This window comes from Fischerella muscicola PCC 7414 (assembly GCF_000317205.1).
Taxonomy (GTDB): domain Bacteria; phylum Cyanobacteriota; class Cyanobacteriia; order Cyanobacteriales; family Nostocaceae; genus Fischerella; species Fischerella muscicola.
The window spans coordinates 1-20,778 of sequence record NZ_AJLK01000036.1; the positions used below are offsets into that span (position 1 = coordinate 1).

Sequence of the window (20,778 nt, forward strand, 5' to 3'; positions counted from 1 at the left end):
TTATTGCTAGTGGAGGTGAAGACCGGATTGTCAGGTTATGGACACTAGACGGGGAATGTCGGTGCTTACGGGGTCACACAGATTTTATCTTTGCAGTCAAATTTAGTCATGATGGTTGTGCTTTAGCCAGTGGTAGCGCCGACCAAACAATCAGATTATGGGATGTGGTAACAGGTCAGTGTACCAAAGTCTTACACGGACATGCAGGTTTGGTCACAGGTGTCACTTTCAGTCCTGATGGTTGTATGTTGGCAAGCAGTAGTTATGACCATACTGTTAAACTTTGGGATGTGGCTACTGGTCAACTGCTGTTTACCTTCCCAGAACACATTTCTATGTCAACAGCCTTTAGTCCAGATGGTCAGAAATTGGCTGTGGGGAGTTTTGATGACACAGTCAGAATTTGGGATTTAGCAACAAAGCAATGCTGTCAAACATTTACAGGACATGATAGTTGGGTGTGGTGGGTGAGTTTTAGTCCGGATGGTTTATTGTTCGCTACTGCTAGTAGTGCCGATCGCACAGTGAGAATATGGGATGTCCATACAGGAGATTGTATACATATACTGCGGGGACATCAAGAATGGATTTGGGCGATCGCTTTTAGTCCAGATGGTAGCATTGTTGCTAGTTGTAGCAGTGACAGTACAATCAAACTCTGGGATGTCGCCACGGGTGATTGTATTGCTACATTAGCAGGACATAATACCTGGGTCATGTCTGTTGACTTTAGTTGTGACGGAAAAATGCTGGTAAGTGGCGATGGTAATGCTGCTATTAAATTATGGGATGTACAAACAAAAGAGTGTATCAAAACTTTAAGAGCAGAACGCCTGTATGAGGGTATGAATATTTATGGTGTGACAGGTATAACACAAGCGCAGAAATCAACATTGTTAGAACTGGGCGCAGTCGAGGAGAGATAATTTATACCGATTCCAAAAAGTATATTCAAGCTAGACTCCCAGGGGGAATTACACAACAAGGGCATGGAAACCTCTGTCCCTTATCCCCGACTGGGACCCCAAGTTACCCTTCCTAAAGTTGCGAATCGCTATCAGGCGCTACAATTTCACCTTCACCCAAATTCAGCATCTTGTCCTGATCGCTAATTAGATCAGTAAGTTCCTTAGCTTGCAAGTTCATTTCTTCACACGCTTTTCTTAATTCTTGAGCAAAGGTATTCAAATCCTCACCATAGCCACACTGATAAGCAGCAGTTTCAATTCCCTGCTTGGCATTTGCTCTAGCACAATCTACTAATTCCGTACCATGTAAACGTGTTTTAGCTGACATAATAGACAGTTTATAATTGATTTCAAACTTTTTTGCTATATTATCAATAACTTGACCCTAGATCATCTCTCAAATGAAAGGTAAAAAGATTTGTTGGTTGTTGGTTGTTGATTGTTGATGGTTGATTGTTTTCATCCAAACAACAAACAACTACGAACAAACAACTAACAATAACAAACAACTAACAATTTTTAACCATTTACCACTACACCACCGTTGGGATGCAGGACTTGACCAGTGATATAAGAAGCATCATCTGATGCTAAAAATACATAACTAGGTGCAATTTCTTCAGGTTGTCCTGGTCGTTGCATTGGTACTTGTTTCCCAAAATTGGCAACTTTCTCTTCTGGGAAGGTAGCAGGGATCAAAGGTGTCCAAATCGGACCGGGAGCTACAGCATTCACACGAATTCCCTTTTCTACCAAACTTTGTGAGAGAGAACGAGTAAAGGCTACAATCGCACCTTTTGTAGAAGAATAATCAAGTAATTCTGGACTACCTTTATAAGCTGTAACAGAAGTAGTATTAATAATACTGCCGCCCTCTTGCAGGTGCTTCAATGCTGCTTTAGTTAAGAAAAACATTGAGAAAATATTGGTGCGGAAAGTCTGTTCTAATTGTTCTTTGCTAATATCTTCAATACTTTTTTGTGGATGTTGTTCCGCAGCATTATTGACCAGAATATCAAGCTTGCCAAATTCATCTATTGTCTGTTGGATAGCCTGCTGGCAAAAGGTTTCATCGCCAACATCGCCAGAAATAGTAACTGCTTTTCGTCCTTGTGCTTCTACCAAATGTTTGGTTTCTTTAGCATCATCGTGTTCGTTGAGATAAGCGATCGCTACATCTGCACCTTCTTTAGCAAAAGCGATCGCTACAGCGCGGCCAATACCACTATCTCCACCTGTAATTAGTGCCACTTTATTTTTTAATTTGCCACTTCCCTGATACTGGGGATCATCAGCTTGTGGCTTGGGTGACATTTCTGATTCAATCCCCGGTTGTTGTTCTTGGTGCTGTGGCGGTTGTAATGGTTTTTCTTCTGGCATATGTTTCTCCTTTTGTTGTTGGTAGTTGGTAGTTAGTTGTTAGTTGTTAGTTGTTCCAATCACCTACTAACCACTAACTATTAGCCAAAAACTAACCTTGGATCGAAATTTCAATCCAAGGTTTAGTTCCTACGACTGCACCCTGTTGTCATTAGCGAGCTATTTTTTTACTCTCTAGATCATGCTTAGCTTACTAATTGCCGCCGGAGCAAAAGTATGCCAACAAAAAATTTTATCCTCACACCAAAAGCACGCTCTTTTTTTGACAAGGGAACCTCACTACACTACATCTACCTAATTAACGAATCTCTCCTCTCAGTTATTAAAGTAACTATTAATTGATTGCAATTTATCATTCTCAAGTTATAAACAAAATAAAAATCTCTCAATCTTGAGAAGTAAATTTATGCAAACAAAATTATTTCTTCTAAGTATAACTTAAGCAATAAACTTAACTCTTGTTTTTTAGTCCTAATTCATGGATGATTCACTATATATTGATCCCAATAATCACTATCTAATTTTCACTGAATTTTTACGTGCAACATCGTAAAACATCAGCAATCAACCAAATGATTTCAAAGAAGTGTTGCATACAATCGCAATCAATTATTCCTTAGGATATATCTGAAATTAAGCAATCCCTCTGAAGGAGCAAAGCAGGGGTAAAATTATGCAAATATTGAACATTGCTAATTTAGAGCATACTGACTCATTTCAATTTCTTCAGTTGACCTTACGTGATCGCTGGCAAAGTATTGAAGGCCCTACCGAAAGCAGTGATGTAGATATCTTAGTTGTTCCCTCTCTGAGCATCGATCAGCGAGAACTTAGAAAAGTCGAAGGTTACGAACACTACGAAGAGCGATTATTGTTCTCACTTATTCGTTTGTGGAACCCCCGCAATCGCCTCATCTACGTAACATCTGTACCTTTGCACCCCAGTATTATCGACTATTATTTACAACTGTTGCCAGGAATCCCATTCTCCCATGCTCGCAATCGCTTGCTCTTACTTTCCACCTATGATTCTTCCCTAAAACCCCTCAGTCAAAAAATTTTAGAACGTCCCCGCTTGCTCCATCGTATTCGTCAAGCTTTAAGGCTAGACAAATCATTTATGATATGCTATAATTGCACGCCTTTAGAAGCAGAATTATCTGTAAAATTAGGTGTACCACTGTATGCTGCTGCACCACAATTGCAGATTTGGGGAACAAAAAGTGGTAGTCGTCAAATATTCGCAGAAACCGGAGTGCCCCACCCAGATGGTAGTGATTTAGTTAAGAGTGTTGCTGATTTGGAAGAAGCTGCTGTGCAGTTGTGGGAACGCCAGCCGAACTTAAAAAGAATGGTGGTCAAGCTGAACGAAGGCATATCGGGAGAAGGAAACGCCCTATTAGACTTAAGACCAGTTGCGGATATTGCACCTCCTGGAGGTTCCCATGCCGAACGCTTAGCAGCGATTAGCGATCGCTTACCAAAGATGCGTTTTCAAGCTAGCCAAGAAACATGGGAAAACTTTTCGGGACGAATTGGTGAGTTAGGGGCAATTGTAGAAGCGTTTGTCGAGGGTGAAGTCAAGCGATCGCCCAGTGTCCAAGGACGGATTACACCTCTTGGCGAAGTGGAAATTCTTTCTACCCATGACCAAATTCTTGGCGGTCCTGACGGACAAGTTTACCTTGGTTGTCGATTTCCTGCTGATGAAACTTATCGCCTACAGCTGCAACTGTTGGGAACCAAAATAGGCATGAAACTTGCAGAAAAAGGCGCCCTCGAACGATTTGGTGTCGATTTTATTACTGTTGACAAGGGTAATGGACAATGGGATATGCAAGCAATAGAAATTAACCTACGTAAAGGCGGAACCACCCACCCCTTTATGACCTTAAAATTATTAACCAACGGACGTTACGACTTTTCTACAGGCTTGTTTTACTCCCAGCAAGGACGCCCTAAATACTACATCGCCACCGACAACCTGCAAAAAGACCGTTATCAAGGACTCTTACCCAACGACTTAATGGACATCATCGCCCATCATAGGCTGCACTTTGACACTGGCACAGAAACAGGCACAGTCTTTCATCTAATGGGTTGTCTTTCCCAATTTGGCAAGCTAGGTTTAACCAGCATTGGCGATTCTCCTCAACAAGCAGAAGAAATTTATAACAAGGTTGTTAAAGTCTTGGACGAAGAAACCCACAGCAACAATCAAGACTATTGTTCCGTCTTAGAACATACTTTTCCCATGGTCTGGGATGGGTTTAGTTGTTAGGGACCGGGGGTGGGGACTGGGGAGATGGGCAGATGGGCAGATGGGGAGATGGGGAGAATAATATAGTCACTAATTCCCCCAAGTCGTCCCCCAAGTCGTCCCCAATCCCCGATCCTAATCCAATCCCCGATCCCAATCCAATCCCCTTTCCCCTATCCCCATTACCCCGGCTCCTGATTATAATCAACATCAGCCATTGTCTTTGAGCGGTTGTGTTCAACACTAGTGAAATTCACTGCATCAATCCAGACTGTCAGCGTCCCTATCCCCAGCTTTGGGGACACAAATTTTGTAGTTGCTGTGGTGCGCCCCTACAACTGATAGACCGTTATGTCCCGACAGCGCGTTTGGGATCGGGAGGTTTTGCCCAAATTTACACAGTTTGGGATCAAAAGACACAAACAGAAAAAGTGCTGAAAGTGTTGGTAGAAGAATCACCAAAAGCACGAGAATTGTTTGCCCAAGAAGCAGCGGTTTTAAGCAAGTTGCGACATCCAGGTGTTCCCAGGGTCGATCCAGATGGTTATTTTCAACGCATTTGGGTTCATGCCAAGGGACAACAGACTCTGCCTTGTTTGGTGATGGAAAAAATTCATGGTCAGACTTTGGAGGAAATAGTATACAAGCAATATCCTCATGGATGTCCACCAGAGTTGGTGTTGAATTGGTTAAATCAAGCTGTGGAAATTTTACGCCACTTGCACCAACGCAATATTATTCATCGTGACATCAAACCTTCTAATTTGATGCTGCGTACTCCCTCTTCTCAAGCAGGGGAATGGGGGGGTCAGTTGGTACTGATTGATTTTGGTGGGGCAAAACAATTTGGTGCAGCAAAGATTGGTTCTCAGCCACGATCTACAAAGTTGTTTTCTTCTGGTTACAGTCCACCGGAACAAGTGCTGGGTGGTCATGTTGAACCTAGTGCTGATTTTTATGCTTTGGGGCGGACAATGATTGAGTTGTTGACGGGTAAGCATCCGGTGGACTTAGAAGATCCCTTAACGGGCGAGTTGCACTGGCGATCGCAACGTAATGTTAACCCGCAACTAGCAGATTTGCTAGATGACATGATGCAGGAAGAGGCGCGATCGCGTCCAGCAAATACGGCGATTATTCAAAGACGTTTGACACAGATTGTTCAGGCACTACCAAATCGTGTCGGAACAAACACTGGTAGTGTAACTGTAGCGATCACCAACACAAAATCATCTCCGATTTTAGGATTTTTATCTGATTTTAGAAAACAAATTCAAAACTCTGTTGTTAATTTTGCTCGAAGCATTGTTCAAATTATTCTTTTCGTATTTGGTGCGATCGCTCAAGTTTTTCGAGCGTGTCTGGATACAATTTGGACAATGATTCTCACCAGTATTGGCGCTGCTGCGGGTACTTTTTCTGGTTATGTTTTAGCCAAGACAGAATGGGGAAAAGAATTTGGCGAATCTTTGTCTAGTCAGCTATCCCTGTTACTAGAGAACAGCCAGTCTGTGTCGGGATCAGAGATTCTGTTGTTTGCTGGTGCTGGGTTAGGCACTGCATGGGGAATAGTGACCGCCGGAGGTTATGGCCAGCGACGACGGTTTTTAGTGGCATCACTCATGGGAATTTTTGGCTATGGATTTGGCTGGTTGATTCTACAATTAATCACACCAAAAGAAGATGGTGAAGGATTAGTAGCATTGATTTTAGCCGCAGTTTCACTGCTTACTCTAGGCTTAGGTCTACGTAGCCATCATATAGTTCATGCTGTGGTTGCTGCTTTTGGTACGGCGCTACCGTTTGCATTTTTGCTTTATGTTGGGCTACCACCAACCATATTCAACGATTTTTTTAGTGCTACGCATCATTGGCCTGAATTATTGTGGAAAATAGGTTTTTTTGGTTTTGTAGGCGTTGTGGTTAGTTTTTGGTTGGGAGTAAGTCATTACCTGGTTGTGCCTGGATTGCGTTTGTTGGGCTGGCGTTATTGACAAGGGAACAGTGATCGGGGAGCGGGAAAAGGGAAAGGGAGACAGGTCGGACAAGGGGACAAGGAGGACAAGGAGGACAGGTCGGACAAGGAGGACAGGTCGGACAAGGAGGACAAGGGGGAATTAGTGACTATATTATTCTCCCCATCACCCCATCACCCCATCACCCGAGTCCTCGATTCCAGCAAAATTCCATACCAAAAATAAGAATTCCCCCTAGCCTTTTGATTAATTCAGCTGGGGGAATGCAATATTTCGTTGCCTATAGAGTTTCAGTATAAAGTTTGATGTTTTTATTCTATGAACTTTGTTTGGTTTTGACTAGGGGAAACTATGAGGTTTTACAGTAATTTTACAGTTTCTTGATGTCTGCTTTATACCGATAAATTTTTGCATCAGTCATATAATGATAACAATACATCACCTAAGTGAATTTTCAACTTTATACTTACTGTAAAAAACATGAAATTTCAGCTTATTGCCACAGCTACTTTGTTAGCTTTTATAGGACTTACAGAGCAAGCTTTTGCTTTTAATCAACTAGATTTAGACCAGTTAAAAGCAACAGGTTCTTGTCCTCGGTGTGATTTAAGTGGTGCTGACTTAAGTAGATTGAACTTGACTGGAGCAAATTTACGTGGAACTAACTTAAAATCAGCTATTTTAACAGGTGCTAATCTCACAAATGCCGATCTGACAAGTGCAAATCTCGAAAGTGCGACATTAACTGGAGCCAATCTCACAGGGACTTCCTTCACAGGAGCGTACCTAAAAGCTGCATCCCTAGACAATACAAATCTGAGTTTTACTGGTTTTATTGGTGCAAATCTAGAAGGTGCTAACCTCAAAGGCGCAAGAGAACAATTGACTAATTATCGAGGCGCAAACTTCCGAGTGACCACTCTACCCAATGGTGTGATTTCTTCTAATAAACCTTATTGGTGGTCTTTACAGCGTTTCTCTACGGGAACATGTAACAAATTTAACGATAATAATATCAATGGCTCAACCTGCTTTACAGAGTGATACTGAGTAACTATCTTGAAAATAGGTAACAGGAAACTCTTAACAGGAAGAGGGAAAATTTTCAGATTTAATATAGAATTTTCCCGGGATTAGCTGTCTTAAAAGCTACAATTCAGTCTCAATGAAAAACCTCACCCTTTTCCCCTCTCCGCGAGTTTACCAGAGGGGTGTCCTCTCTTGACGGGGTGAGGCTATTTTCAACTCAGAGGGCAAAAGGAAAAGATAAACGTGAAAGGGACGCACAGCTAGCTGGTTGTGCGCCCTTATCAATGAATGTGATTTTGGATTGATATCAATCTAAAATTCAAAATCCATCTTAGCTTTAAAGTTCCCTCTGAGAAGCTTAGGACTCTACTAACTTTTCGCAAAATCTAAAATTGGCACGCTCAAGAGCTAGAAACTGAGAACGAGCGAAATTACTCTTGACTGTGGAGTACTTTCAATGTAAAAGTATTTGTCAATTATTTTACAATAGCTTGGCTCAGTAACACTTAATTAGTGTGGGCTAAAAGTTATTTGTCAGTTAACACTTCTTTATCATTAAACTAAAGACTTTAAAATAATTGAAAAATGCTTAGCCGTATTAAAGATTTAGCAACAAACATAGCTCCACGCCTAATAGAAATTCGTCGCCACATCCACTCTCACCCCGAACTAAGCGGTCAAGAGTACCAAACAGCCGCGTTTGTAGCTGGAGTTTTATCTTCCAGTGGACTGCATGTACAAGAAGGAGTAGGTAAAACAGGTGTAATTGGAGAATTACAAGGAACAGGCGAGGATAAACGAATCTTGGCGATTCGTACTGATATGGATGCTTTGCCGATACAGGAACGTAGTGGTTTAGAGTTTGCCTCCCGTACAGAAGGTATTATGCACGCTTGTGGCCATGATGTTCACACCACAGTTGGTTTGGGAACTGCCATGATCTTGGCTCAGATTGCCGAGGAGATTTCTGGGAAGGTACGATTTTTATTTCAGCCAGCCGAAGAAATTGCCAAGGGGGCAAGCTGGATGGTAGCAGATGGGGCGATGGATAAAGTTAGTGGTATATTGGGTATTCATGTTTTCCCTTCTATCCCCGCAGGTTCAATTGGTGTACGTTATGGTGCATTGACGGCGGCGGCTGATGATTTAGAAATTGTTATTATGGGCGAATCAGGGCATGGCGCTCGTCCCCACGAAGCAATAGATGCTATTTGGATAGCTTCGCAAGTTATTACCACACTACAGCAAGCGATTAGCCGCACCCAGAATCCTTTGCGTCCGGTAGTATTGAGCATAGGAAAAATAAACGGTGGTAGAGCGCCGAATATAATAGCTGATAAAGTCCAATTGTTAGGAACAGTACGATCGCTCCATCCTGAAACCCGTGCTAACTTACCTAACTGGATTGAAAGAATAGTTGCTAGTGTTTGTAATTCCTACGGTGCAAAATATCAAGTCAACTATCGCCAGGGTGTCCCTAGTGTCCAAAATGACTACTTCCTGACACAGTTATTGCAATCATCCGCAGAAGAAGCTTGGGGAAGCGATCGCGTGCAAGTTTTACCCGAACCCTCTCTGGGTGCAGAAGATTTTTCTGTATATTTAGAACATTCTCCTGGTACTATGTTTCGTTTAGGTGTGGGTTTTAAGGATAGGGTAATTAATTACCCACTACATCATCCCCAATTTGAAATTGATGAATCAGCGATCATCACTGGAGTTGTAACAATGGCATATACGGCCTATCGGTATTGGCAACAGGTTTCATAGCCGCAAAATGCTGAAATATTAGGGCTTTTAATTGAAAATCAACAAATAAATTCTGTAGCAAATTTGCAGTACTCAAAGATCCAGGCATTCGGAATCTACCACGTTTGAATGACTGCTAATCAATGCCACGCAAGCCCCTAGATTCTATCTATGGGGATAAGTGGCCTCGAAACATTTCTTCAATATTAAATCTTTTTTTATAGGCAGCGATCGCAGATTCTAGAGTCTCTAAATTTGTTAAATAGCTATAATAAATGTACAAATTTTATATTTTGTACGTTTTGTGTAAAATGACAAATTCTATCAGCGCTACAGAAGCTCGTGCCAATCTTCAAGAATTGATAAATCGTGTTGAGTATGGACGGGAACGTATTATAATCGAGCGACACGGTAAAGCAGTGGTTGCCATTATCGGGCTAGAAGACCTCAAACGACTAGAAGCCCTAGAAGATGCCATCAATTCTGAACAATTACGTCGTGCTGTTACAGAAAACGATGGATTTACAACTCTAGAGGCAGTCATTGCCCGTTATGAAGAATGAGCCGCTACACCCTGAGAATTGCTAGAACCGCAGAAAAAGACTTATTAGACTTACAAGCCAAGCAATTCAAGCAAGTTGTGTCAAAAATTTTCTCTTTACAAGGGAACCCTAGACCGCAAGATTGTAAAGCCTTAAAAGGTTATGAAGGCGGTTATCGTGTTGACTAAGGAGAATACAGGATTCTCTATACAATTGATCATGACAATGAACTGGTTGATATTTTCCGCGTAGGAAAGCGAAACGATGATGAGGTTTACAAAAACTTATAAAAAGCGGATCGCCATCTACCGACCGATCCGCAGTGCATATGAAGGGTGAACAAATGGCTTAACGTCAAACTTATCTCCTGTCCTTTAGTTTTGAATCCATACATCAAAACATCATTAATAGCCACGAAAACTAAGTGATCGCGCTTCTTTCCTCTAGTGTAAGAAGACATGCTTTTAATTGAAAATCAACAAATAAATTGTGTAGCAAATTTGTAGTACTCAAAGCTCCGGGCATTCGGAATCTACCACGTTTGGAGATGTAGGATTTTTTCTTGATTGTGGCGATCGCTCACTCAAATAATAGTGCCACAGCAACCGCGTCGCCACCGCTCTCCAAGGACGCCATTTTTCAGCAATACTTTCTATTTCTTGTGGAGTGGGACGCTGTGCTAATTTCTTCACTTTTTGTATTGCCAGGATTAACCCTAAATCTCCCTTGGGCAAAGCATCTGGTCGCCGCAGTGCCATTAATAAATATATGTCTACTGTCCAATCTCCAATACCTTTAAGTTTTTTGAGGACACTACGAACGTCTTCATCATCCATTGTGTTGAGAAGATTTAAATCAAGTTCTCCAGCAATAATTGATTCTGCTAACAAGCGTCCATAAATAGCTTTTTGGCGACTAAAGCCAATCGTTTTTAATTCTGTATGATCAAGTTGAAAAAACTTTTGTGGAGTAATTGGTGAGATTTTTGCTTGCAGTCTTGCAAAAACTGCTTTTGCTGAAGCGAGAGAAACTTGTTGTTCCAGAATTATTTGGATGAGAGTAGCAAAACCTGGTTCTCGTAACCACAATGGGGGTAAGCCAAAAGTATTGAGAATGTATTCCATATCTGGATCGTTTGATGCGAGTACATTCAAAGCGTGAGTAAAGTTGTTTTCATTTAGTGTTTCTAAATAATTCATAGTTCACGCTTGATGTGAATTAAAGCTGTAGCAAAAATGTTTTTGGGCTTTTGGAAAATCATTCCTACTTGCCGCCGCAGTCTCCGCGATCGCTCCTGGGTGATCGCTAGTAAACTTAACATAAGAAAATCACCTCTCAATTCACGGCGTAATTCATAATTCATCATTGATTTTAGTACTCAATCCGATAAATTCGGTTTTGGCTTCTTCTGCAAAAACTGCAAGTAGATATTATTCTGGTTGACTACAATATCTATTTACTTGTGTCGCTAGCACATCTGATTGTTTAGCAGCAACCTCAGCTGCTTTCAGCGCGTTATCAATTTCACTTCTTGCTGTTTGTATTTGTTGTCTACCAGATGTTGAAGCTTTTGCTAGTTTGGCGGTATTAAGTGCTTTACCTGCTTTGTAGATATTTTGACTGAGTGTTGTAAATACTTTGACAAACTGAGTTTGGTATTCTTTCAGTTTGGGGTCTTTTAAATTTAGTTGCTCAATTTTTTTGGTGGCTGTTTGCAAATCCTTAGCCAGTTTCAAACTTGTTGCAACCTGAGTACCTTTATTTATCTCTACTAAAGAATTCCCGTCATTCACAGTCTTGATTAGTCGCTGACATTGGGAGGCTTTGTTGTCATTACAACCAATCAGCAGCAAAGTCAGACTTACACTTATAGGAACAATAATCTTATTTTTACGATACCCGACAGACATTTACACCTGAGCCAATTTATATAATGAAATCCAAATAATCGTAACCAATAGTAACCACAGATTCAGTGATTTCAGTTAGTGTTCCGATAATTTGACACTTCTATTAGGGAATTAGGGAACTCACCGGCCCCTGGTGGGGATTAGGGGCAACGGGGATCAGGGATCGGGGAATAGGAAAACAATTTGAAATGAGAATGTTCGGGTATGAAGTGAGAACTTTGGGGTTTGAAGTGAGAACTTTGGGGTTTGAAGTGAGAATGTTCGGGTTTGAAGTGAGAATGTTCGGGTTTGAAGTGAGAACTTTGGGGTTTGAAGTGAGAATGTTCGGGTTTGAAGTGAGAATGTTCGGGTTTGAAGTGAGAATGTTCGGGTTTGAAGTGAGAAGGTTCGGGTTTTAAACCTCAAATTTTGAGTTTGGTACTTGAAATGGGTGTGCGATCGCTCGATGTTTTATTTTAGGTGAGAGATGACGGAGCGATCGCGTTTTGGCAAATGAGTGTGAGAATTGAACCGCACAGTTGCAGAGGACGCCAAGGAGGAGAGAGGAGGGGGCGATCGCTTCCACAAGTTATGTGCTAGGAAGTTGTGAGCAAATTTATCTGCCAAAGATTTCGTTGACGGTGATGTTTATGTCGGGGAAGGCTTGAGTTGATAAAATTTGACCAAGAGTGAACTTTTGCATCAGCTGATATCCTGCGGCTGTTGGTTCTCGATAAACTTCGACGATTTGCTCGTTAATATCTACTAACCAAACTTCAATAATGTTTGCTTCTGCATATAAAGAAATTTTCTCTTCCCGGTCATAGTTAACAGTTGAATCAACTACTTCAATTAGTAAAAAATATCCTGGGGTTGGGGGTGCGCGGTTTCATAAAAATCTTCACGGGGTTTGAGTAATGCTACATCCGGCTGAGGTTCTGAATTATTGTTCAATGCGACTGGATTTTGAGAAGCAAGTATAGTGCGTTTTCCGAGCAACTGCACCAACAAATTCACAAGTCGATTCACACAAGCAGCATGTTTTGTCCCAATCGGTGACATTTCAATAATCTCTCCCCGGATCAATTCCACTCGGTCATCCTCTGTGAGAATCCCCGACTCAGTCATCTTATGATATTGCTCAACTGTGAATTTTCGTCTTAACAACTGCACAGTCATGGCCACCTCCACTGTCTGTCGTATCTTAAATTATGGAGTAAATATTAAGTAGGGGAGGCAGTGCGGTGGTGAGACAGTGCAAGTAAATAACTATTTACCAATCAACAGGTAAACCTAACCTTTCCAAAGTATCAGCTTCTTGTAATAATGACTGAATGTCACTATCTATATGAATACGTCCTCCAGAAAGCACTAAAGCACGTTGAGTAACTTTCCCTAACCAGTGCAAATCGTGGGAGGCTATTAACATAACTTTGCCTTGCCATTTTAATAACATTTGAGCAAAGTGACGCCGCCATGAAGGATCAAGACCATTAGTTGGTTCGTCCAATATCAAAATATCTGGTTCCAATGCTAAAATTGCAGCTAAGGCAGCAAGGCGTCTTTGTCCTCCAGACAGTTCATGAGCAGAACGGTTGGCATAAGCTTCTAAACCAAAATCAGCTAATAAATTTCTAGCTTTATCAATGGCGATCGCTGGTGATACACCATAGTTACGCGGCCCAAAGGTGATATCTTCAAGTATGGTGGGCATAAATAGCTGATCATTAGCATCTTGAAAACCAAAACCAATTTGACGACGTACTTGGGGTAAGGTTTTGGGTTCTAGGGGAATGTTATTAATCCAAATCTTCCCAGCTTGGGGTTCTTTTAAGCCGATCAGGTTCTCAAGCAGAGTACTTTTACCCGAACCAGTCGGTCCCATGAGGGCGACGCGATCGCCTGCATTTAAGGTAAAGGAAATTTCTCGTAAAACTGGTTCCCGCGTAGAATAAGCATACACTAGGTTTTGAACCACTACAGTTTGTGACATTTTAGTTAGTTGTTGGTTGGTGGTTGATTGTTGGTGGTTGATTGTTGGTGGTTGATTGTTGGTGGTTGATTGTTGGTGGTTGATTGTTGGTGGTTGATTGTTGATTGTTGATTGTTGATTGTTGTACAGACGTGCCATGGCACGTCTGTACAGTGGTTGGTGGTTGTTAACTCTTGACAAATGACCAATGACCAATGACAAATGACAAATGACAAATTAATTATTTACCAATACAAAACCGACTAAAAATCCTATCCAGGACAGATTCTGTTACCTCTTCTCCTGTAATTTCCCCTAGAGCATGAATTGCTCCACGTAAATCAATTGTCCAAAAATCAAGAGGTAACTGCTGAGCAATTGTTACCTGCACTTGTTCTAAAGATGTTTTTGCTTTGACGAGTGCGGCGGCTTGTCTTTGGTTAATTGCCAAGTCCATGTCAGCAGCTTGGATTTTCCCTGCTTGCACTTGCTCTAAAATCGCTGCTTCTAGAGCTGCAATTCCTTGATTTTGTACCACTGCTGTTTTTACAACTTGGCTAATTTCTCTGGGATACTGCACTGTTTCTGCTGCTGCCAGGTCAATTTTATTAATCACCAAAATCAAGGGACGATGTTTCACCTGTGCGTAAATCTCTTGGTCGTCTGTTGTCCATCCTGCGGTAGCATCAATGGTGAGCAGGACTAAATCGGCAGCTTGTGCGGCACTGCGGGAGCGCTCGACACCAATTTTTTCGACTTGGTCTTCTGTGGCTCGAATACCCGCAGTATCTAAGACTTGTACAGGAATTCCACCAACGACTAATTGCGATTCCACAACATCACGAGTTGTACCAGGTAAATCGGTGACAATGGCGCGATCGCTTCTACTCCACGCATTCAACAAACTTGATTTTCCCACGTTCGGACGCCCAACAATCGCTACTTTTAGACCTGTGCGTAGCAGTTCACCTTGGTCGGCGGTTGCCAGTAGCTTAGTTATTTCTGCTGAAATTCTCTCAATTTCTGATATGATAATTTTATAGTCCAGCGGAGCTAAGTCTTCCTCAAAATCAATCCGCGCTTCAATTTCCGCTAAGATATCCAAACATTGACTGCGTAATTGTCTGATTGGCTGAGCTAATTTGCCTTGTAAGCCTGCTAAAGCAGCTTGTGCAGCTTGGGGCGATCGCGCTCCGACTAAATCAGCTATACTTTCGGCTTGGGTTAAGTCTAGGCGTCCATTTAAAAACGCCCGCAAGGTAAATTCTCCCGGCTGCGCTAGTCTAGCCCCGTTTTCCAAGCATAGTTGCAACACCTGCTGTACTGCCATAATTCCCCCGTGGCAATGAAACTCTACAACATCTTCACGGGTATAAGAGCGGGGCGCTTGCATAATCAGCAGTAGTGCTTCATCGACTAGTTGTCGTGTTTGGGGATGACGAATATAACCGTAGAGAATGCGGTGGCTTTCCCAAACTTGACGCCCAGGCGCATGAAAAATAGTTTTGGCAATAGGTATTGCTTCTGAACCAGATACGCGCACAATGCCAACGCTACCTTGTTGGGGGACAATAGCAGTTGCGATCGCAGCGATGGTTCCAGTTGTGGCAAAAATTTCCGACATCAGCGCCTTTTTCGGGAATTATGATTGAGTCTATTGTCGATTGTAGTGAGTTTATATAGCAATACGGTTCAGTTAAGGTTTTGATCCCCCCTAGCCCCCCTTAAAAAAGGGGGGAAGCGGAAAAAAGTCCCCCTTTTTAAGGGGGATAATGGGGGATCTCCAAATATTGGATTGTACTAACTGAACTGTATTGGTTTATATAGTCGCCTGTCTTGGAAATAGGGATCGGGGATTGGGGATGCACTCTTAATCATTCAAAATCCTGTTAGCCGATGACTGTATCGGCGGTCATGATTTTAGCTTGAACCGACAGAAGCCCCACGTCTCTCACTTCGTGCAGCGTGGGGACGGCGGCTGGAGTGTCGGAGGCAGGTTCCGACACCGCCACCTCATGAATGGCGGGGCGATGACGAATTGACTTCCGACCACTATCAACCGTTAGGTTGATCAGGGAGTGGGGTCGATGAGGAGTCGCCAAACTTTTGACTTGGCAACCTATCGATCCAATCTTCAATGAGTTGAGTGAGTGTCTTTTCCTTGTTTTGTGCATATAGCCGCAGCTTGTTCAATCTGTTCTCAGAAAGCCTTAAATTCAATCTTCCAGTTTTCATATAAAGACATACGATGTACGTCTTTATATGGTAATATATAAATGGTCGTTGACCCACCCACACGGCTGTAAACAACACGAAGTACCCGTACGACGCTTGCGCAGGTAAAAGCGCGTGAGTAAGGGGGAAGGGAATTTGCCACTGGAACGCATAGGCACACTCCATGTAAATTCTCGGATTAACAATTTAACTGCCTGCGGGAGGCGGGTGGCTGCCTGGGTTCTGGCTTTGACCAGATAAAGGGGGTTTTCCCCAGAGATGCTACGTAAGACTCGGAGCGTTTTTGGTAAGGCACATTGTTTTTGCAATGTTCCTAACACAGCAATAGCAAATGAGACAGGAAGCCTACAGTGTACTGAAGGTCACTGTAGGTACTTCACAAATGTTACATCAATGTTTCTAGGAGCAGTGACAAGGTTAAGATTTATGAGAGTAACTGAAGTATTTTTGCTTAGCAGCAATCATTACTGTAATCAAGGAGGTCAGCGTGGAAGAGGGTAAAATAAATAATCCCCAAGCCAGCGACAAAGAGGATGTCAAGGATGAGAAAGCTTATTTAGAGGAGACTTCTAAGTTTATTGAAGAGACTTCTTTAGACAAAATGCACGAGATTGCTGAAGCTGCAAGACTCAAAAAACTCATGGAACCACCAAAATGGGTATTTCCAGAAGATTAATGATCTTAAATTAGTTTTGTAGTGGTGACGTATTCTTACCCCTTCAGCATTTTCAGGTTTTGATTTTGCTATTCCAGAGGGGTAAAGTTTATGAAAAATTTTTTAAATCGAATCTGGATCTACACCTAATTCTCGCAGTTTTGCCGCCAAGCGATCGCTTCTTTGTTTTTCTTGTTCAGCACGTTGCATTTCTTGCTCAGCACGTTGCATTTCTTGTTGTGCAACTTCTTCTGGTGTAGGAACCAGTTCCCCTTCTGCTGTAAAAAAGCGTAACTTTTCCTGATCAACTCCCAAGAATAAATTTAGTTGTTGACTCCACAACCAGCCTTGAGGATTGGGTTCAATCGGTTGATAAGTTCCACCAACTAAGATAAATCCAGCAAATTCTAAATTATTCGGATCAAACCAGAAGTATTCTGGTGTGCGGAAGATATCTTGATATATCTGTTTTTTTAAACCTTTATCAGTTGCTGCTGTTGAACTTGAGAGTAGTTCAATAATTAAATTTGGATATTTACCCTCTTCTTCCCAAACTACCCAACTTTTACGCGGTTTGCGTTCAGTCCCTAGCACTAGAAAAAAATCAGGTCCCCGAAAATGTTCTGACTTGCGCTGACGAGGGCTATAGTAGATGGTAAGATTGCCGGCTGCAAAAAAATCGGTGCGATCGCGCCACCACCAATCCAAGCATTTTAACAGCAGCAGCATTTGCTGCAAATGAAAATATGTTTCCAAAGGCGGTTCATCACTGTATAAATCACCAGGAGGAAATATAATAAAATCTTTCGGGGTTTCTAATTCTGGGGTTTCTATCTCTTTAGCGACGGACATGGCTGTAAGTGTATAGATGCTACAACTTTAGCGTAGCAGTTACGGCAGTTGCGATCAGTGGGGTTCTAGCTAGTATATATATAGTTAAAGTTAAGAATTGTAATCAGCCGTGACAGCAAATTCAGATAATACCTCGCCTGCAATTTTTCGCCTATCTCCTCTAATTCGGATTACGCTTTTAAGTTTATATGTAGCCCTAACCATACCTTTACCTTTTTTAGCTGAAGTCACAAATGCGCCCATTCCACCAACGTTACTTTGGTTAGGAATTAGCATTGGTTTAGTTGGCTTGTATGCAGTGTTAACAGAATGTGTAATTTTAGATGACCAAGGAATTCAGGTAACTTATCCCAATTGGGTTCCACGTTTTTTTCGTAAAGGTTGGTCGTTACCTTGGTCGGAAGTCAAACAGTTAAAACCCCGCACTACTGGACAGGGAGGACTGGTTTACTATTTTCTCAGCCAAGACGGAAAAGCTTATTTGTTACCCATGCGTGTGGCAGGTTTTGCTCGAATGGTAAAACTGGTACAAGAAAAGACAGGTATTGATACCAGTGATGTCTATCCTTTAGCACAGCCGTGGATGTATTTAATTTTACTATTATTTACAGTAATATTACTTTTAATAGATGCTTGGATTATTGCTATTAGCCTAACTCAGGGTAATTTAAGTTAAAAATGAATGTAAAAAATAGCCTAAAAACAAGCGGCTATATAAGTACTAGAATTTGATTGAAGGTTGAATTTGGAAACTTTGCCGACAGCAAAACTAAGACTAGAAAAAGTTAGTCTATACACAACTTTGCAGGGTAAACAGCAGGGATACCCAATATTACAGGATATCTCCTTTGAGGTATTTGAGGGCGATCGCATTGCCATTGTCGGGCCATCTGGTGCAGGAAAAACTTATTTGTTACGCCTTCTCAACCGTTTGAGTGAACCTACGAGTGGCAAAATTTATTTAGATAATCAGGAATACCGTCAAATACCCGTTTTGCAGCTACGTGCTTGTGTAACAAAGCTTCCCCAAGAGTCAAAACTGCTAGGAATGACAGTCAAAGAAGCTTTGGAGTATCCTCTAGTTTTGCGTGGTTTGCCGAAACAGACTATTCAGCAAAGACTCAATAACTGGATTGAACAGCTGCACATACCCGATGATTGGTTAGGAAAAACGGAAGTGCAACTTTCTGCTGGACAACGGCAATTAATAGCGATCACCCGGGCATTAATCATTCAACCACAAATTTTATTATTAGATGAGCCTACGTCTGCCTTGGATGTGGGTACTGCTTCTCGTGTGATGGAAATTCTGAATAAACTAGCCCAAAGTCGTCAAACTACAGTTTTAATGGTAAATCATCAGCTAGAAATGGCTGAATTATTTTGCGATCGACTGTTGCACTTACAACAGGGAAGGCTAATAGCAAATCAAAGCGCTGCTGAAATAAACTGGGCTAAGTTACGAGAAAGCTTAATACAGGCAGAAACACAAATTGCTGAAGAATGGAATTAGTTGATAGTTGATAGTTGATAGTTGATAGTTGTTAGTTGTTGATGGATTTTTCCAAACAACAAACAACATCCAACAAACAACAATTACCTTTGACTACTCAATGTTGAAGGCTGATTATTGAATCTTTCTGCCGTTAACTTTGTCAGTGATTGTGGCAAATTGGTATTCAAAATCTCCATGTTAAAGCGATATCCTACATTACGGATGGTTTGAATTAAGCTAGGTTGGCGCGGATCAAGTTCTACTTTTTTCCGCAGTGATAAAACGTGAGTATCAATGGTACGAGGATTATCAATTGCATCAGGCCAGGCACGCCGCAGTAGTTCCGACCTACTCAAAGGTACTCCTCCTGCTTGTGCTAAAACATATAACAAACTAAATTCCTGTGGTGTTAAATCTATAAACTCTCCTTGAAAACGGACACGGCGTTGCACTAAATCTATTTGCAATGTTCCATAATCGAGATAAGCTGGGGCAACGGGTGTACGGTTGCGGCGTATTAGCGCCTCTACCCGTGCTAAAAATTCCTGCATCCCAAATGGCTTGGTGAGGTAATCATCTGCCCCCGCCTTCAAGCCAGCAACAATATCAGCTTCATTACTACGGGCAGATAGCATTAAGATTAATGGCTGCTGCTGACGATGCAACCATCGACAAAACTCAATGCCATCTCCATCAGGCAAGTCCGCATCTAAAATGACTAGTGTCGGATGGTGAGTTAGAAAAACTTCCCTGGCTTGATAAATACTTGCGGCTTGATGCACCCGATAGTCCAGCTGTTGCAAGTGCCAGCCAAGCAACGACCTCAGATGGGGATTTCCCTCTACGATTTCAATACAAACCGAACCCACGGTGGCAAGACCCCTTAGCGTGCATGACTTTCAAAGTAACAAAGCCTATGTCTTGGGTTTTGTAACCCTTGTTACTTCAATTGCCAATAATTTTTAATTTAATCATGCACAAGTTGCCAATGCATTAAACTAAAAGCCTTATCTCAAGCTCGGTTGGTAACATTCTTAAATTTTTGTTATAATTATTAAAATTTTTTTTAGCTAGGTATTCCATTGGGAATAAGGGCGTCACTTACCAAAAAAGTAACTCCATGAAAAAATCGGTCTGTTTGAGAAAAACAGAAACTGCTTAGGCACAAACAACAGCCAAGTACGTCAGCGAATGTAGAAGCGTTGTTTTGATAGCCAAATATAAAATTAACTTACCGACCCATTCAAATTCATGTTTTTCTGGAATAGGATCAGTTTAGGTTGTAGCTCAAACAGGGGTATTCCCTACAGCAGAAGATAGGGATTTTAAATAAATGCCAAACTGAAATGTACTTCACATTTCAGCTTGAATAATTTACAATTCTCATTCCAAAGAGATTTTTAAAGCAGTATGCTCCAAGACACACAAACCATCCGCTATTACCAAAGACTCACTGACGCCTTCGTCGAGTTATGGAATCGCGGTTATCGCACTGATGATATGCGGATGTATTTGGATGGTTATCTAGCCGCGCTGCGACATGGTAACGCCATTGAGCCTTATTTGATCCATCGCCTAGAGGAGGAAGCAACCCGCTATTTATACGATGTATCGAACTTCACAATGACGCAACCAGAGCCAGAGCCAGACTACTACAAGTGACTTTCAGCTAGTCACAAGATGCTCACTCCTGATTGACGCAGACAATTATAGCACGTTGTCTGTCCCAGTCAATGATGGTGGCGGTGTGAAATTTGGAGATTTTTGAGCGATTAA

At 41.8% G+C, this 20,778-nt stretch carries 20 protein-coding genes and 2 pseudogenes; 11 read left to right on the forward strand and 11 right to left on the reverse strand.

Annotated features, from left to right (window positions below; all coding sequences use genetic code 11):
- The coding region (locus tag UYI_RS31995; RefSeq protein ID WP_035138140.1) for a WD40 repeat domain-containing protein at positions 1 to 926 on the forward strand (926 nt) is incomplete at its 5' end.
- A 112-nt stretch (positions 927 to 1,038) separates the two neighbouring features.
- On the opposite strand, the gene UYI_RS0105295 is transcribed toward UYI_RS31995, so the two are convergent.
- Together UYI_RS0105295 and UYI_RS0105300 are read right to left on the reverse strand one after the other, a co-directional pair.
- The gene (locus UYI_RS0105295) at positions 1,039 to 1,296 is read right to left on the reverse strand and encodes a hypothetical protein (protein WP_016865636.1); all 258 of its coding nucleotides are present in this window, start codon (positions 1,294 to 1,296) and stop codon (positions 1,039 to 1,041) included.
- Positions 1,297 to 1,487: 191 nt separating this feature from the next.
- Positions 1,488 to 2,348, reverse strand: coding sequence for an SDR family oxidoreductase (locus tag UYI_RS0105300; protein WP_016865637.1), 861 nt, complete (start codon positions 2,346 to 2,348; stop codon positions 1,488 to 1,490).
- Between the two features lie 673 nt (positions 2,349 to 3,021).
- On the opposite strand from UYI_RS0105300, the gene UYI_RS0105305 reads away from it, so the two are divergent.
- The 6 genes and pseudogenes from UYI_RS0105305 to UYI_RS39960 all read left to right on the forward strand — a co-directional run bounded on the left by UYI_RS0105305 (position 3,022) and on the right by UYI_RS39960 (position 10,194).
- Positions 3,022 to 4,629: a peptide ligase PGM1-related protein gene (locus UYI_RS0105305; protein WP_016865638.1), complete on the forward strand. Its 1,608-nt coding sequence runs from the start codon at positions 3,022 to 3,024 to the stop codon at positions 4,627 to 4,629.
- Positions 4,630 to 4,841: 212 nt separating this feature from the next.
- Positions 4,842 to 6,602, forward strand: a complete 1,761-nt coding sequence (locus tag UYI_RS0105310; RefSeq protein WP_016865639.1) for a bifunctional serine/threonine protein kinase/MFS transporter — start codon at positions 4,842 to 4,844, stop codon at positions 6,600 to 6,602.
- Positions 6,603 to 7,064: 462 nt separating this feature from the next.
- Complete coding sequence (locus UYI_RS0105315) at positions 7,065 to 7,628, forward strand: pentapeptide repeat-containing protein (protein WP_016865640.1); 564 nt, start codon at positions 7,065 to 7,067, stop codon at positions 7,626 to 7,628.
- A 570-nt stretch (positions 7,629 to 8,198) separates the two neighbouring features.
- On the forward strand, positions 8,199 to 9,383 hold the full coding sequence (locus UYI_RS0105320) for a M20 family metallopeptidase (protein WP_016865641.1): 1,185 nt from the start codon (positions 8,199 to 8,201) through the stop codon (positions 9,381 to 9,383).
- Positions 9,384 to 9,673: 290 nt separating this feature from the next.
- Positions 9,674 to 9,925 (forward strand): type II toxin-antitoxin system Phd/YefM family antitoxin, encoded by a 252-nt coding sequence (locus UYI_RS0105325; RefSeq protein WP_026085754.1) that lies wholly within the window; start codon positions 9,674 to 9,676, stop codon positions 9,923 to 9,925.
- Positions 9,922 to 10,194: pseudogene (locus tag UYI_RS39960) on the forward strand (type II toxin-antitoxin system RelE family toxin). The gene UYI_RS0105325 and the pseudogene UYI_RS39960 overlap by 4 nt, the downstream one beginning before the upstream one ends.
- A gap of 219 nt (positions 10,195 to 10,413) precedes the next feature.
- On the opposite strand, the gene UYI_RS0105335 reads toward UYI_RS39960, so the two are convergent.
- From UYI_RS0105335 to mnmE, 7 genes and pseudogenes are all read right to left on the reverse strand, one after another.
- The gene (locus UYI_RS0105335) at positions 10,414 to 11,103 is read right to left on the reverse strand and encodes a DNA-3-methyladenine glycosylase family protein (RefSeq protein ID WP_016865644.1); all 690 of its coding nucleotides are present in this window, start codon (positions 11,101 to 11,103) and stop codon (positions 10,414 to 10,416) included.
- Entirely contained in the window at positions 11,100 to 11,270 is a 171-nt protein-coding gene (locus tag UYI_RS36515; protein WP_157226297.1) for a hypothetical protein, read from the reverse strand. Before UYI_RS36515 ends, UYI_RS0105335 begins: the two co-directional genes overlap by 4 nt.
- A 64-nt stretch (positions 11,271 to 11,334) precedes the next feature.
- Complete coding sequence (locus UYI_RS0105345) at positions 11,335 to 11,814, reverse strand: hypothetical protein (protein ID WP_016865646.1); 480 nt, start codon at positions 11,812 to 11,814, stop codon at positions 11,335 to 11,337.
- A 450-nt stretch (positions 11,815 to 12,264) separates the two neighbouring features.
- Positions 12,265 to 12,420 carry a hypothetical protein gene (locus UYI_RS36520; RefSeq protein WP_157226298.1) on the reverse strand — a complete coding sequence of 52 codons (156 nt, stop codon included), beginning with the start codon at positions 12,418 to 12,420 and terminating at the stop codon, positions 12,265 to 12,267.
- Positions 12,410 to 12,972, reverse strand: a pseudogene (locus UYI_RS32005) (Uma2 family endonuclease). The gene UYI_RS36520 and the pseudogene UYI_RS32005 overlap by 11 nt, the downstream one beginning before the upstream one ends.
- A 94-nt stretch (positions 12,973 to 13,066) precedes the next feature.
- Complete coding sequence (locus UYI_RS0105360; protein ID WP_026085755.1) at positions 13,067 to 13,786, reverse strand: energy-coupling factor ABC transporter ATP-binding protein; 720 nt, start codon at positions 13,784 to 13,786, stop codon at positions 13,067 to 13,069.
- A 220-nt stretch (positions 13,787 to 14,006) separates the two neighbouring features.
- Positions 14,007 to 15,389: a tRNA uridine-5-carboxymethylaminomethyl(34) synthesis GTPase MnmE gene (gene mnmE / locus UYI_RS0105365; protein WP_016865650.1), complete on the reverse strand. Its 1,383-nt coding sequence runs from the start codon at positions 15,387 to 15,389 to the stop codon at positions 14,007 to 14,009.
- A 1,098-nt stretch (positions 15,390 to 16,487) separates the two neighbouring features.
- On the opposite strand from mnmE, the gene UYI_RS0105375 reads away from it, so the two are divergent.
- Positions 16,488 to 16,676 (forward strand): hypothetical protein, encoded by a 189-nt coding sequence (locus UYI_RS0105375; RefSeq protein ID WP_016865652.1) that lies wholly within the window; start codon positions 16,488 to 16,490, stop codon positions 16,674 to 16,676.
- A 102-nt stretch (positions 16,677 to 16,778) separates the two neighbouring features.
- Here the strand turns inward: UYI_RS0105375 and UYI_RS0105380 are convergent, their stop codons facing one another.
- Positions 16,779 to 17,507 (reverse strand): Uma2 family endonuclease, encoded by a 729-nt coding sequence (locus UYI_RS0105380; RefSeq protein WP_016865653.1) that lies wholly within the window; start codon positions 17,505 to 17,507, stop codon positions 16,779 to 16,781.
- Positions 17,508 to 17,616: 109 nt separating this feature from the next.
- Here UYI_RS0105380 and UYI_RS0105385 point away from each other — a divergent pair, with 109 nt between their 5' ends.
- Together UYI_RS0105385 and UYI_RS0105390 are read left to right on the forward strand one after the other, a co-directional pair.
- Complete coding sequence (locus tag UYI_RS0105385; protein WP_016865654.1) at positions 17,617 to 18,183, forward strand: hypothetical protein; 567 nt, start codon at positions 17,617 to 17,619, stop codon at positions 18,181 to 18,183.
- Positions 18,184 to 18,252: 69 nt separating this feature from the next.
- Positions 18,253 to 19,020 (forward strand): ABC transporter ATP-binding protein, encoded by a 768-nt coding sequence (locus UYI_RS0105390; protein ID WP_026085757.1) that lies wholly within the window; start codon positions 18,253 to 18,255, stop codon positions 19,018 to 19,020.
- Positions 19,021 to 19,103: 83 nt separating this feature from the next.
- Here the strand turns inward: UYI_RS0105390 and UYI_RS0105395 are convergent, their stop codons facing one another.
- On the reverse strand, positions 19,104 to 19,871 hold the full coding sequence (locus tag UYI_RS0105395) for a response regulator transcription factor (RefSeq protein ID WP_026085758.1): 768 nt from the start codon (positions 19,869 to 19,871) through the stop codon (positions 19,104 to 19,106).
- Positions 19,872 to 20,412: 541 nt separating this feature from the next.
- On the opposite strand from UYI_RS0105395, the gene UYI_RS0105400 reads away from it, so the two are divergent.
- Complete coding sequence (locus UYI_RS0105400) at positions 20,413 to 20,664, forward strand: DUF6761 family protein (protein WP_009456072.1); 252 nt, start codon at positions 20,413 to 20,415, stop codon at positions 20,662 to 20,664.
- Positions 20,665 to 20,778 lie beyond the last annotated feature (114 nt).

Excerpts from the sequence above, each read along its gene's own strand:
- UYI_RS0105295 (WP_016865636.1), bottom strand. The coding sequence starts at position 1,296 with ATGTCAGCTAAAACACGTTTACATGGTACGGAATTAGTAGATTGTGCT.
- UYI_RS0105300 (WP_016865637.1), bottom strand. The coding sequence starts at position 2,348 with ATGCCAGAAGAAAAACCATTACAACCGCCACAGCACCAAGAACAACAA.
- UYI_RS0105305 (WP_016865638.1), top strand. The coding sequence starts at position 3,022 with ATGCAAATATTGAACATTGCTAATTTAGAGCATACTGACTCATTTCAA.
- UYI_RS0105315 (WP_016865640.1), top strand. The coding sequence starts at position 7,065 with ATGAAATTTCAGCTTATTGCCACAGCTACTTTGTTAGCTTTTATAGGA.
- UYI_RS0105320 (WP_016865641.1), top strand. The coding sequence starts at position 8,199 with ATGCTTAGCCGTATTAAAGATTTAGCAACAAACATAGCTCCACGCCTA.
- UYI_RS0105325 (WP_026085754.1), top strand. The coding sequence starts at position 9,674 with ATGACAAATTCTATCAGCGCTACAGAAGCTCGTGCCAATCTTCAAGAA.
- UYI_RS0105335 (WP_016865644.1), bottom strand. The coding sequence starts at position 11,103 with ATGAATTATTTAGAAACACTAAATGAAAACAACTTTACTCACGCTTTG.
- UYI_RS36515 (WP_157226297.1), bottom strand. The coding sequence starts at position 11,270 with ATGATGAATTATGAATTACGCCGTGAATTGAGAGGTGATTTTCTTATG.
- UYI_RS0105345 (WP_016865646.1), bottom strand. The coding sequence starts at position 11,814 with ATGTCTGTCGGGTATCGTAAAAATAAGATTATTGTTCCTATAAGTGTA.
- UYI_RS0105360 (WP_026085755.1), bottom strand. The coding sequence starts at position 13,786 with ATGTCACAAACTGTAGTGGTTCAAAACCTAGTGTATGCTTATTCTACG.
- mnmE (WP_016865650.1), bottom strand. The coding sequence starts at position 15,389 with ATGTCGGAAATTTTTGCCACAACTGGAACCATCGCTGCGATCGCAACT.
- UYI_RS0105380 (WP_016865653.1), bottom strand. The coding sequence starts at position 17,507 with ATGTCCGTCGCTAAAGAGATAGAAACCCCAGAATTAGAAACCCCGAAA.
- UYI_RS0105400 (WP_009456072.1), top strand. The coding sequence starts at position 20,413 with ATGCTCCAAGACACACAAACCATCCGCTATTACCAAAGACTCACTGAC.